The organism is Tardiphaga sp. GW822-FHT04G09, assembly GCF_058800725.1.
The window spans coordinates 232,137-244,839 of record NZ_JBXAMO010000007.1; the positions used below are offsets into that span (position 1 = coordinate 232,137).

Consider the following 12,703-nt stretch of genomic DNA (forward strand, 5'->3'; position numbering starts at 1 on the left):
AACCATGCGTCAAGTTTGGCGAATGCGGATGGCTTCACTTGGAGATCCATGTCTCCGGGCGGTTTGATCGCCCTTTCAGGCATTCGTGCTGGCTTCGACGAGCCCCTTTTCCACCTTGGCCATTTTCGCTCAATCCTTGCCGCCAGCGCGGACGAATCCGTCCTGGAGCGAAGTTTAGGCCCCTGAATGCTTGTGTATGGGGTTGCGCCCATCCAGAGCCCATTTAATAGATGATGGTATTCCAATGAAGAATCAGGCGGCTGAAGCCGCCGAGATCTAGAACGCCGGGTGACCCAGGGATGTCGGGAAAGATCGATGCCGCATTATTGCTGCGGCTTATTCGCGACCAAGGTACGCTCGAACAAGCGAGTTCAATCCTTCGTGCCAGAGGTCTCGAATATTCCGGGAGCAACTGGGATGACATGGTCGATAGGCGGCTCCTCGCCAACCTGAAGGACGGCAAGCTTACAGAACAGGACCTGATCGCGATCTTGGCCGAGGTTGAAGAGCATGGTCGGCAGCACGTTTTCCTGTACGAACTGAGGCGCGGACAGACAGTTGATGACCTGTTCAATGAGGCGTCATTACGCCGTTTGCTGAAGCGATCGCCGCGCTTTCCGGAACTTGGCGAGCCGTCCTTCGTGGAAAGCCCCGACAATCCTGTCATCGTCGATGTCCGCTATGAGCCACGCGGCAGAGCCGCCTGTCTCGTGATAAAGGTCGTTGAACCCCGCGAGCAGACTTACAATAAGCAGGAAACGGAAAGCGGCGGACGGCGCACGGTCACCTATGACGTGCGGCGATACCGCGCTGTGAACGTCGTCCGTATATGGAAAAGTGGCTTCGTCGATCTGCGCATTTTCTCACACCGAGACGCCATCAGCTATGAAGGTCTGGCGGCCGCACTTTGGGGGCAAATCGACGCCGTCGTTCAAGAAGATATGTTCCGAATTTATGATCTGGCCCCCTTTCGTGGCGCATTTTGGGACAAGGACCGCCGAGAGGATGTTCGACAGATCTTCGCCTTACGCAGTTCCGATCATAAGAATGCCGCCGGAAATCGCGTTCGAGCAGCCGCAACGGCCTCCGACACGACAATGTTCGATGACCCGGATCTCATCGCCAGTATGGACAGCTTCCATAGCGTAAGGAGCGCTGCCGAATGCGAACGAGCCACTGTTTCCTTGCGGCATGAGGCCAGTGATGGGATACTCAATCGGAATGTGAACCTGCTGTTGCACGGCGAAACAAACGAATTCACCATTACGAGTAAAGTAACTCGAAGCGAGTACGAATTCGTCCTGGGTTCGATCCTGAAAAACAACAAATGAGCGCATCATCCGCGAAATCGGACTGGAAGAGTGAGCTCGACCGAGTTGTCGGCGAGCTTGTTCAATCGACGACGCTGTCCCTTCGTCGGGAATACGACATCAATCGCATTCGCCGACGCGTCGGGGCTCCGGACGCCGAAGCGCTGGCTCTGGAGCTTTCCAGACGCGTGATCGGCGGACAACTTTCAGCCGTTTACAGGGTCATTTCGCCCGAAACTAAAAATGGCATCGCTGAGTTCAAGCGCTTCAGCGACATCCCGGAAGAAATCTACGATGAGACTTCGGATCGGACCGTTCACATCGAGCCATATCGTGATGTCGAACTGATTTATCGCGGTCAGCCAACCGCCCTCTCCCCGAACAAATAGGAATTTCCAGTGTCGGTGGGAGACGGCTGGGAGAGCGTTGGCCACCAGCTCAGCAAAGAACTGAAAAAGATCAAGACTGGCCCTGAGCGCGTCGCGTTCGTGAAGGGGCGTATCTCGATGCTTCCGGAAGATCAGCGTGACAAGGTCGAACAGTTTGTCGTTGCCGTGATGTTCGCCTCAAAGGACGATAGCGTCGTGAATGAAGCAGCCCCAGGTAAATGGGAGAAGCCAGCAGCGGTCGGATTCGGGATCGCGTTTATGGTCGGATTGCTGGCGTTGGCCATTTTCGTGCCGAACCCGACCCCGTTTCAGTATGAGGTCTTCCGTGTCGTACTCTCGGTCGGCGTCGCAGGATTTGCGGCATGTATTCCCGGCCTAATAAACGTGCGGCTCGGTGGAGCTATCCAAGCGACAGGAGCACTTGCCGTCTTTGCTGTCGTCTATTTCTACAATCCGGCCAAGCTGGTCTTGGATCAGAGCGGGTCGACGCAGACAACCGCGCCAGCAAAGTTACCCTCGCGATCACCAGAATGAGGATCGACCTCACTCTGCCCGCCTACCGCCGCTTCTTTGATACGATCTTGGCAAGGTCAATGCACTCGAGAAACGTAGCCCTTGATACGCAATAATCTCGGGGTTTGACCTTTTTCCCGCTGGCCCCAAGCAAGTACGGCGAGTCCAGAAACGGTTGGGTTCTCTCTTTCAGTAACTTGAAAACCTCCCTCTCAAGTTCGGATTTCCAGTGCTGGATTTCGGCCTTCTTGGCTTGCTCCTTGGCCTTTTCACCGATCAAGCGTTGAAGCAATCGCTGCGCTTGATAGGCGGCCTCTTCGCCGGAAATCGTGGCCGCCAGTGGCGTCATTCCCTGCAGTTCGGGATGGGCAACATCGATCCATGGAAGCCATTCATCTCCGCACTTTTGCGCATGCGACCTGAATGCCTCTCCTCGGTCGGAAGCGGCCTTCTGCAGCGCGAGTTCTTTCGCGGCTAGTTCAGCTTGCTTGGCGGCTTCTCTCTCGTCCGCCTCCCGTTGCCGCGCCGTCATTTGACGTGTCTGCTCGGTACTGATGGGAAGGCCCAGCATGTCAGTGACCCGAGAGCCTTTACGGAAGATCATGGCCTCCACTTTGCGGACGGGAACGAGCATCGCGTCGAAGCCGTCGTCGTCGGCCTCGATTGCTTCGGCAAACGAAAAGCCCTCGGCTTGAGTAAGCGCAATCCAGTCGTTGAGTGAGAATTCGCCCAGTTCTTCCTCCGGCAGTACCGCAAGGATCTTTTCGATGCGGTCGACGAGACTGCACCTACGGCTCTGCTTGCGCTCAACGCTCTCCCGAAGCTCGGTCAGTTGCTCGAAAACTGCGGCCGACAGGAGGTAAGATTTGAATTTCTGAAGCACCCCACGACTGACCAGTTCATCGAGATAGGCTTCGATGGCGCGATACGGGCTAAGGAACTGCATGTTCCGTTCACGCATCGCCTCCTCCAATTCCGGCCTGACATAGTGAAAGCCGGACCTGAGCAATCCTTTCTCTTTAATCCACTCGAAGATCGCCTGATGGCGATAGGAAAGGCGTTCTCCTTCCTGCGGAATGAAAGCTCGGAGAACCCGGAACTGCCACTCCTGCTCGGTCACCGTGAAGCCGCCCGCACCCCCGACCGAAGAACCGATGTGAGCTCCGAGACCAATCTTGAAGAATTCCTTGGTCATGTCTGGCGGCCTGGCTTTTCGAATGGCCAAGTCTTTCAAACCGTCGTCATACCTCTGGAGATAGCTTGTAACCTCATCGTCAAATCGCTTTTGCCGCGCATTCTCCTTCGCCTGATGTGCCGCTCGCATCTCGGCGATCCTGGCGTCGATCTGTGGGTGAAACAGCCACTTTCGATCCGCCTGTTCGATTACGGCATCGCGCACCAAAGCCCGTGACGCGTTCCGCGGAAACCGAGACAAATCGATTTCGACGGCAGCGACGCCATTTTCCCGGAGGTTGTTGCGTTTAATTTCGTCGCAAGCGTGCGTCACATAGATTTCGATGAAGAGATGGCGCCCTTCCCGTTCGACGTGAAGGTCGGGAACCAAATTCTGCAACAGACGTGGCTCTTCAACCGCGCTGTCGAAGCTGACAAGTTTGCTGTCGTGAAGACGGTCTTCCTTGCCCCTGAAGGTGGCCTTCACTTCCGGGACGAACAGTTGACGCTCGGTCGCGATGATCTCTTTGGCGAGCTTATGCAATGCGGATTCTGGACCGTTCGCGCATGAGAAGGACGAACGGTGGCCGAAGTGGTGAGTGTTGCGATCACCCTTTCTTGCATTGAGCGGTGCTTTACAAGCCGGGCAACGGCAACCGCATGCCGAGCCACTCTCGACCTCGGAAACGTGCCGGATGTGTCCGGCCGCATCTATAGCGTAGACGAGTTCGGCGGAGCCTTCGGAATACTTTCTCGGAACATGGCTCGTCATTTGACAATTAACTTCAGGGGAATTCCGACACGGCCGACAGAAGCTAGGACGTTTCGATGCCCAAGCCTCAGCCGAAAAATCCAACCCTGCCCTGATCCGGGTTTCGCGTAAAGCGGGTGTTCGGATACGGTTCGACGACCTGCTGGTCCGATTTGTGGTTCTCGATGACGATCAATTGCGCGCGGTCGCGAAGGCCATGGAGATGCGCGTAGAAATGGACGGCGAGGTTGGCTCGTCGAAGCTCCATTTCCTCATCGGTCACTTCTCCGTATTCTTCCGTCTCATCGGCCGGGCGATAAGCAAGCAATGGCGAGTCGAGTACGATGAAACCAGGGTGCGGTCGGCCGGCGTCCTTGCAATAAACAAGAAGGGCGACTTTGAACGCCGCGTGAAGGATTGCCCGTATGCCAGCCCCGTTGTTCCGCCTGTTTTTTCCATCGACGACGATGTCCTGATCTTGCGGAGAGAAGTGAACCGCCTCCCCGCCGGGATAATTCCAAGCTTTCAGGACTTTCTTGATGGCCTTGGAGAGTTCGTTGGCCTCACTTGGAGTGAGGTTGAGGTTTAGATCAAGGCCCGCCGCTCGTTGACGGGATTCCACGCGCTGCCTCGACACCAACTCGATTTCCGCTTCGTAGGACGCCAGCAGGCTCCGATCGTTCAACTCGTTCTCAAGCTCACGCATGCGGTCGGACGCTCCAGCGAACACGGAACGGGCGCTGGTTTCAATAAGTTGTGCCTCCTCCAAAAGGCGTTGCGCTTCGGATCGCCTGACTAGAATGGCTTCGATATCCTGCAAGCGATCGCGTCTTTCCGCCTCGGCCCCAGCGATCGTATTGCTGAGTTCGGTTTCTTCTCTGCGTATTTTGGCGATTTCAGCTTCGGCGGCGGTTCGTTGAATCTCGAGGTCTCCAAGACCATGATCATGGTCTTGATGTTCCGGCGCAGCGCCACACACCGGACAGCTCATCTTCGCGAATTTTTGGACCAGGAAACCGCCTTCCTCCAATCCGGAAAGGCGATTGAGGTCCGACGCAAAAATGCTTGCCAGCTCTTCGAAACGAATGATCATCGCTGAGATGTCCGCTATCTCAGACTCCTCCGCCAAGAGCGAAGACGTCTCCGTTTTGACGCGTGTCGTCAATACGTCGATTGCTTCCTGTCTCTCAACCAGGACTGTCTGAAGGTCGTCGCGCTCTTGGCGGGAAATTTCCAACATCGCGTCGACGTCGTCATCGGTGCGGTCCGGATGGATTTTTTCTCGGATTTTCTCCGCCAGTCGGGATAGCAGTTCGACCTTCGCCTCTTTGGCCGCTTTTAGCTGATCGCCTGATCGCACTTGCTCGACCGAGGAGCCATCGACACCCGTGAGCAAAAACTTGATCAGGCCCTTATCTTCCGAAGTGACCGTAGTGCTGTGGTGCAGCAGGATACTTTTTTCGTCAATCATCCTCGTCTCATCGACAATCAGATATCGGATGAGAACCCTGAGGGAGAACGGCGCTTTCTCAGCTCGCTCGTTCTTCAGCAGGCGTGCCTCTCGAAAGCCGCTCTCCTGAAGAATGAACTTCGACACATTTGCCGACTGAACGTGCGTAGCCTTCAGCTCCTCGTAGCCATCAGCTCCGCGATCAGTGGTCTCGGAATGTCCCCTTACGATGTAAATGTCGCCGCCATGTACGGATCGGCGCAGTGAAATCAGTCCCGATTTTGGAGTGGTGAGCCACACGACGAAGTTGTCGTAGCCAATCCCCTCTTGCGGGATATCTACCCGTTCGCCGCCAAAAACATAGTCGATGGCCCGTCTGACGAATGATTTGCCTGCATTGGATGCGCCCCAAATGATGTTCACGCCATCGACGAACCGGACGTCAACGGTCTCCCTGTCGGGACCGGTCATCGCCACGCGATCGATGCGGATGTAGGAAGTCTGGGCGCTCACTGCTGCGTTTCCCCGATAATCTCAAGCGTCCATCGGTCGATCCCTGCCTTCAGGTCTCCGAGGAATGCCTCAAGCCCCTTTTCGCTGGCGCTGTCGGCGAGCCATTGCGCCGCGCCTTTGAGTCGCGTGTTGTATGGCGTGTTCATCAGATCGACCATGGCCCCAGCATTATCGGAGGCACGAAATGAGATACCGGACGCGTCGTGTACCCGGTCTATCAAGAAACTGCGAACCATCAACGCTGCGCCTTCTTCGATGAGGCGTCGCCTGATGAAGTATTCGCCTGCTCTCGCTTCCAGGTCGGGGTGAACGCTATCCGGTCCTCCGGCGTCCCCGGCGTGTACCAGAAAGTAGTCGAGCAGGGAAAGGTTCGCGAGGTCGATTGCCTCTGGTGCGAATGCATCGAGGATGATGACGACTCTGAGACCCGCTTCCAGCGGACTGTTGAAAAGCGGCGGCGCCCTTTCGGTGCTCATTACCAGGGCAACTTTCCTGTGTTCGCAAAATGATGGCACGCACCTTGCCGTACGCTCACCGTGACTCGATTGTGCTTCCCGAGCGGGCCGGACACAACGACCGCCGACGCGTCACTCATCAGTCTCGCCAAACGATCGTACTTAGGGTCTTTCCCCATGCGGTGATATTGATCAACGACGGAATCGTAGACATCATTGTCCACTTGCATGATATGTCGTTCAAGTAGGCTATCTCGGTAGTGAAGGCCGAACGCGCGATGCTCCAGATAGCGTCTCCGCGCCGTGGTCAGTTGAGGGCCGTACTGAGCATCGGATGAGACGTCGGCGAAGCCGGCGAATTCTGCGCCCCTGTGTTCGCCGAAAACGACGACAAGCTGGCCTATGTAGGCATGTTCATGCTCCGTGGCTTCGTGCGGAACGTCTTCATCTTTCAATATCGGCGCTTCACCGGGATCGATGTCGATATGCTCCGACATGACCGCGCGCATGGACGGCTTCTCCACCAACTCGCTGGCCTTCCAAAGCTCCACCTTCGTGAAATCGAAATTTGCGATCGCCTGACGAATCTCGTTCGTAAGCGGCGACAACGTGGCGTCCGAAATGCCTTTCAGGCAGTGATCGCCCCAATGATCGATCAAATATGGGCCAATGGTCGCGGGTCGATCGATCATTTTCTTCACCGACCCTACCCCGCCATTTGGCGCGACGAAGACGTACTTGGTGGGCATCGTAAATTCGCCCACACAGTGGTGATGGAAAATCTTTCCGAGCTCCAAGACGAACTTGCCCACGCCCAGAGGCTTCGCCAATTGCTTGCACTGGTAATTGTGCCACTCGCCGTCATAGCGAGCTTTCGACAGGAAGCCGACGGCATCCCGCCCCATGTCGGCCGATCGCGAGGCCTGCTCAAAGTCCACGTAGTCGGTCTTCAGACGCGCAAGCCACTTCTTGACCAGGCTCTCCAATTCCGGTGCCATCAAGGTCAGAATGTAACGGTCTTCATTGAGCGGCATACGCGGAATCCCCAGCACCCTTGATGGCTCTGTTTCGCAAAATCGACGGAGACTTTCAACGTATGGTGGTGACCTTCAAAGGGAGAAAGTCCCTCAATATGCCGATTTGCCCCGGAGTATGGTCCGATTCGAGCGTTTTTCTTGCTTGCGTAAAACCTCGCTAGATTTCGGGGGACAGAGGGAGGAATTCATATGGGCAATGCGTTCGACATGCGCGAAACCGTCGAGATATCTGGGGACGTCAGCGAGGCTATCGAGGCCCATCTGGATGAGGAGTTCGGCGACGACGTCCTCGATTTTCAGATTTACTACAATGATCGTGGCGAACACAGCGTAGCCATTGCGTTGCAGACAGGCGACGTCGTTGATGGTGGCGTTCTTCTGGTCATGCCCAAGCCTGCATTGGGCGAGAACGTGTACGAGCTCAGCGGCATTTATGAAGACGAAGGTCCAGTGTCAGATTTCTGCCCGCAGCGCATTCTAGATCTTTTGTCTCCAACGGAGAACAAGGAAGCGATCTATTGGCGCGAGCGCTGTCGGCACCGGCTCGCGCGCGAGGCAGGCCAAACCGACGCACCTCCACCTGAGCATAATCCCGACATTCGCTGGGATCCGGAAGAATCGAAAAACCCCATCGGCTCGTATGACCTGGGAAATTTGGATTCTAAGATCGTCACCGCCGAGCCGTCGGGGCTGAAACTCTAGGGACTATCCCGCCCTGAAGCTCTAGTAGGCACATGCTACAGTGCGGGGCGAGCCTAATGCCGGACCGCTTGTTTCTATCGCGGGTGCCGATCTCGAACAACGCCCCGATCTCTTCGGTGTTGGCCGTTTTCATTGCTGAATCGTAGAAAGATAAATGGCCGGATCAAAATATTCGGATGCTCGTTTCGAGGTGGAAAGCGCGGCGTCTGCCACGAAGAAGTCGCTGGCTTGCTGGAGCCATCTCATGACTGTCCCGTCGGAATAGAGCCTCCTCCATTCGCGCGACGAAAACATTTTTTGGGCCTTTAGCGCTTCGGCGATGTCTGCGATCGACGCCTGCTGGTAGTGCCGCTGCTGCAGCGCCTCCGCCGCTGCCTTAGGATTACGCACCATGTAGTCGTTGGCTTCCGCCCAACCGCGGATGATCCGCTTGAACACATCTTGGTTGGCGGCAAAATAATCTTGCCCCGCGACCCAGCCGCCAACCACAGCCGACTGCGGATAGAAGGCCGACGCATCCACCAGCTTGATGGCATCCGGAAGCTTTTCGCGGACGCGCAGGTTAAACGGCACCCATAGCGCGACGGCAGGCACCTCTCCGGCAATGAATGCCTCGACGGCCTGCGGCATGCTGCTGTTGACCACCTGAACATCGGAAAGACTAAGGCCGTTGGCACGCAAGGCGCGGTCAAGAAAGATATGTGCCGTAGTCCGAGTGGTCGTCGCAATGGGCTTGCCGCGAAGGTCGGCAAAGGACCTGACGCCGCGGTCCGGCCGCACCCAGAGCTCTGCGGTCGCGACCTCGATATCGTTGATCAGGAAGCCCCGTCCGGCGCCCAACGCCAGATTGCTCGAGATCACCGCACCGGCCGAAAGCACGTCCACCTCCCCTCGCGCCAGCGCCTCGAACACTTCTGGCCCGGTGTTGCGCTCGACGAGCTCGAAATCGATGCCCTGCTTGTCGAACGTACCGCGATCGAGACCGGTAAAAATCTGGCCGTCAACGGCCACGACATGCAAATACCCCAGTCGGACCCGCGTCCGGGCCTGTGCAATAGCTGGTGCGGCAAAAGCGGCGCCTGCCGCAAGCCCACCAGCCAGTACCTGACGCCTGTCCAATCGCCCAAGGAAGCGCGTCATTGGATGGCTCCTCCAGTCATTAGCCGTGGCGCCTGCAATACGGTGCGAAGCGCTTCCGCATGGTATTGCGCAACGCCGTCGCCGGGATACTGGGCTAGAAAGTCGGTGACCCGCACAAGTGCTGCGGCCGGGGGATCCTTCCGGATCGCAGCGTAGACGATTTCCCAGCGCTGGCAGAAGGCATGCTCCGAAGTTCCATCCTCCTCGCAACGCAGTTCAAAGATCCGCACGTCCTCCGCAAAGCCCTTCGGCCTGATTTCGTCGATGCTCCGGAAAGCGAAGCGTCCTTCGACGCGCTCCTTCACGGCGGCGCTGACCAGCACCTGTGTCCCGTAATTTTTGTTGAGCCCTTCCAGCCGGGCGGCGAGGTTAACGGTCGCGCCGAGCGCGGTATAGTTCATGCGGTCGGAGGAGCCGACATTGCCGACGACGGCGTCGCCGACATGCAGGCCGAAGCGGGTCCCGTAGGCGGGCCATCCAGCGCTGCGGAATTGCTCGTTCAGATCACTGTTTGCCTTGACGCAGGCAAGCACGGCTTCGCAAGCATGGGCGACATGGTCGGGATCGTCATCGGGGGCGTTCCAGAATGCCATTACGGCATCGCCAATGAATTTATCGATTGTGCCCTGATATTTCATAATCACCTCGGACAGCGCCGCGAAATAGCGCGACGTGAAGATCATGACCTCGGAAGGATCAGCCTTCTCCGTTTTCGCCGTGAAATCGGCGACATCCGTGAAGAGTACGGTGATTTCCTGCCGCGCTCCTCCAAGCTCGATCGAGGCTCCGGACTCGATGAGCTGCCGCACGATCTGCCGCGGCACGAAGTTTGAGAAATTGCGGATCGCCGTCCGCATCGTGAATACCGACAGGCCGAGGTCGTTAATCTCATCGATGACCGAATGCAGGCGCGGACGATCCGCGAGCCTGAAATGCTGGATCTCGTCGGTTTGTTGGGCGAGGCTGCGCAGCGACCTCGCGAGCATCGAGCCAAGCCAGATCGCGAGCGGCAGCATGCCGAGCACAAAACCGAGAGCCAGCGCAAACAAGCCGCGGCGCTCCGAAAGGATCTTCGCGAAAAATTCGTCGAGCGGCGCGATCACAGCGAGCTTGATACCGGCGTCGCCCGCTGTCTCGATGCCGTGGAAGGCGGCGACATAGGTTCGCCCGGCATCATCCGCAAAAAACTGCTGAGAGGCGCCGCCCGTTCGCCACGTTTCAACCGCCTGCGAAATACCGGGCAGCCTGATCGCACTCATTGATGGTAGCTCGTTGCCGCGCTCGGGGATTTCCTCCATCAGCCGGTTCATCTCGGGATGCGCAACGATCCGCGTCGAGTCATTGAATAGAAAGGCAACCCCGGAGACGCCGAGCCTTTGCTCGTCCAGCATCACCTCAAGGCGATTGAGCAGGAGATCGGCGGCCACCACGCCACGGCGGCCCTCCTTCAGCGCTGTGCGCAAAGTATAACCAGGCTGGCCGGTCGCAAAGAAAACATACGGCCCGGTCAGCAGCGTTTTCTCATCCTTGAAGGCCTCGATGTACCATGGCCGCAGACGAGGATCATAGGTCGCGGGGCCTTTGGTTTCGGCAACCTGGATCAGATTATCCGAAAGGAAGATGGTTACGGGCGACGATGATGCGTTGCCAGTGCGTGAAATGATGACCACGCGGAAGGCGGCATCCTCATCCACACCGAGGCTTGCACGGAACGCGGGCTTGGCGCGGTCGATCACATCCATTTCAAGGAATGAGCCGTCCTCATAGCCGACATAGAGATTGAATATCTGCGGATTGTTGCGCAGCATCGAAGCCATCAGGCCGTAGAGCCGCGAATTGTCCTCGATTTCCGCCGATTGGATCGACGGAAGGCCAGCGAGAATTTCGAGATTATCTCGCACGTTTCGGAATTTTGAATCGATCCGGTCGGCGCCGAGCTGCGCCACCTTGTCGATGAAAGTGCTTGCCGCCGTCTGCGTGATCAGCGAGACACGGCTGAAGCTGAGATAGACCAGCGTCAATCCGACAATCAGCACCACCGCCACGAAAAGCGTGACGATCGACGTGCGGAATCCGATACGTAGTTTTCGCTGCTCTAGCGCTGGACGGCCTGTCATCTCATATGTCGATCATTTGTGTCGCTCGTCTCATTATTTCCACGATGGCTTGGAAGATTCTGCGAAGTGCGTCACGACTTGTCGAAGTATTGTTGCGTGGGCCGGACTAATCGATGGCAGAAACATCTGCCTGCCTCGGTCGAAGAAAGGAGGGAAACCGGCGTTGTACCGAAGCCTTCACTTCCCTGACGGGAAAATCGTCTTCCAATCCCGCTTCATGTCGATGACCGCCCAGCCCTTCGCGGTCGCCTCGTCGAGTGCCTTGTCGAGCTTGCCGATCTTCGATTGCCGGTCGTAGGCGTATTCGCGCTCCGCATCGGTGTGATGGACAATCCCGGCAAAACGCGCGCCTGCGCCTGCGGTCGTCCATTGCAGCATCTGCAGGTCGCCGTCGGAATTTCCGAACGCGAAGATCGGACGGCGTCCGATGAACCGGTTGATGCCGACGGGCTTGCCGGGGCCGTCATCGACAAATTCGACCTTCGGTGTCTTGAGCAGCGACGGTTTACCGTTGGCGTCCATCTGGAATTTGACGACCCCGGACGAGCCGACGACCTGCTCCGGTGGAATGCCATAGACCCTCTCCATCCATGGCCGCATGAATTCTACGCCGCCTCCCGACACTACGAAGGTCTTGAAGCCGTTAGCGCGCAGGTAAGCCAGCAGCTCGAGCATCGGCTGGTAAACGAGATGAGTGTAGGGACGATCGAAGCGTGGATGACGCGCGCTGGCCGTCCAGCCGAGGACGGCCTCGTTGAACTCTTCCGTGGTCATGCCGCTGTGGGTAGCGGCCACGATCTGCATTAGGCCTTTCTCACCCGCGGCGGCTAGTGCCTTCATATCCTTTTCCAAGATCGCCTTGAACGGCGGCGTTGTCTTCCATTCCGGATGCTGGGAAGCCATGAGCTTGATGCGATCGAAGGCAAACGCGACCTGAAAGTAAACCGGCTGCTCGCACCACAGCGTTCCGTCATTGTCGAAGGTCGCGATGCGCTGCGCGATCGGGACAAAGTCGGTACTGCCTTGCTCCGTGACGCGCGAGACGAAATCGGTGATGGACTTCTTGACCGCGCCATCGTTCCAGGACGGCAAAGGATCAGTCTGCGCCTGGCTGGTGCCGCCAGCCAAGCCGCATAGACTGCCAAGCAACATC

11 protein-coding genes are annotated in these 12,703 nt (G+C 57.3%); 4 read left to right on the forward strand and 7 right to left on the reverse strand.

Annotation, left to right across the window (positions count from 1 at the left end):
- The first annotated feature begins 299 nt into the window (after window positions 1-299).
- From AC1RLZ_RS15505 to AC1RLZ_RS15515, 3 genes are read left to right on the forward strand one after another with little or no spacing between them, the layout of a single operon-like run.
- Entirely contained in the window at window positions 300-1,331 is a 1,032-nt protein-coding gene (locus AC1RLZ_RS15505) for a hypothetical protein (protein WP_493189318.1), read from the forward strand.
- Window positions 1,328-1,699 (forward strand): hypothetical protein, encoded by a 372-nt coding sequence (locus AC1RLZ_RS15510; RefSeq protein WP_493189319.1) that lies wholly within the window; start codon window positions 1,328-1,330, stop codon window positions 1,697-1,699. The genes AC1RLZ_RS15505 and AC1RLZ_RS15510 overlap by 4 nt, the downstream gene beginning before the upstream one ends.
- 9 nt (window positions 1,700-1,708) lie before the next feature.
- Entirely contained in the window at window positions 1,709-2,233 is a 525-nt protein-coding gene (locus AC1RLZ_RS15515; protein ID WP_493189320.1) for a hypothetical protein, read from the forward strand.
- Between the two features lie 22 nt (window positions 2,234-2,255).
- Here the strand turns inward: AC1RLZ_RS15515 and AC1RLZ_RS15520 are convergent, their stop codons facing one another.
- The 4 genes from AC1RLZ_RS15520 to AC1RLZ_RS15535 form a co-directional block, all read right to left on the reverse strand.
- Entirely contained in the window at window positions 2,256-4,157 is a 1,902-nt protein-coding gene (locus AC1RLZ_RS15520; RefSeq protein ID WP_493189321.1) for a competence protein CoiA family protein, read from the reverse strand.
- A 67-nt stretch (window positions 4,158-4,224) separates the two neighbouring features.
- Window positions 4,225-6,099, reverse strand: coding sequence for a hypothetical protein (locus tag AC1RLZ_RS15525; RefSeq protein WP_493189322.1), 1,875 nt, complete (start codon window positions 6,097-6,099; stop codon window positions 4,225-4,227).
- Complete coding sequence (locus AC1RLZ_RS15530) at window positions 6,096-6,575, reverse strand: ABC-three component system middle component 2 (RefSeq protein WP_493189323.1); 480 nt, start codon at window positions 6,573-6,575, stop codon at window positions 6,096-6,098. The genes AC1RLZ_RS15525 and AC1RLZ_RS15530 overlap by 4 nt, the downstream gene beginning before the upstream one ends.
- Window positions 6,575-7,588, reverse strand: a complete 1,014-nt coding sequence (locus tag AC1RLZ_RS15535) for an ABC-three component system protein (protein ID WP_493189324.1) — start codon at window positions 7,586-7,588, stop codon at window positions 6,575-6,577. The genes AC1RLZ_RS15530 and AC1RLZ_RS15535 overlap by 1 nt, the downstream gene beginning before the upstream one ends.
- 192 nt (window positions 7,589-7,780) lie before the next feature.
- Between AC1RLZ_RS15535 and AC1RLZ_RS15540 the strand changes: the two genes are divergently transcribed.
- Window positions 7,781-8,293 (forward strand): hypothetical protein, encoded by a 513-nt coding sequence (locus tag AC1RLZ_RS15540; protein ID WP_493189325.1) that lies wholly within the window; start codon window positions 7,781-7,783, stop codon window positions 8,291-8,293.
- 129 nt (window positions 8,294-8,422) lie between these two features.
- Here AC1RLZ_RS15540 and AC1RLZ_RS15545 read toward each other — a convergent pair whose 3' ends face one another.
- The 3 genes from AC1RLZ_RS15545 to AC1RLZ_RS15555 all read right to left on the reverse strand — a co-directional run bounded on the left by AC1RLZ_RS15545 (window position 8,423) and on the right by AC1RLZ_RS15555 (window position 12,702).
- Window positions 8,423-9,433 carry an ABC transporter substrate-binding protein gene (locus AC1RLZ_RS15545; RefSeq protein WP_493189326.1) on the reverse strand — a complete coding sequence of 337 codons (1,011 nt, stop codon included), beginning with the start codon at window positions 9,431-9,433 and terminating at the stop codon, window positions 8,423-8,425.
- On the reverse strand, window positions 9,430-11,550 hold the full coding sequence (locus AC1RLZ_RS15550; RefSeq protein ID WP_493189327.1) for an adenylate/guanylate cyclase domain-containing protein: 2,121 nt from the start codon (window positions 11,548-11,550) through the stop codon (window positions 9,430-9,432). The genes AC1RLZ_RS15545 and AC1RLZ_RS15550 overlap by 4 nt, the downstream gene beginning before the upstream one ends.
- Window positions 11,551-11,727: 177 nt before the next feature.
- Entirely contained in the window at window positions 11,728-12,702 is a 975-nt protein-coding gene (locus AC1RLZ_RS15555) for an HAD family hydrolase (protein ID WP_493189356.1), read from the reverse strand.
- Window position 12,703 lies beyond the last annotated feature (1 nt).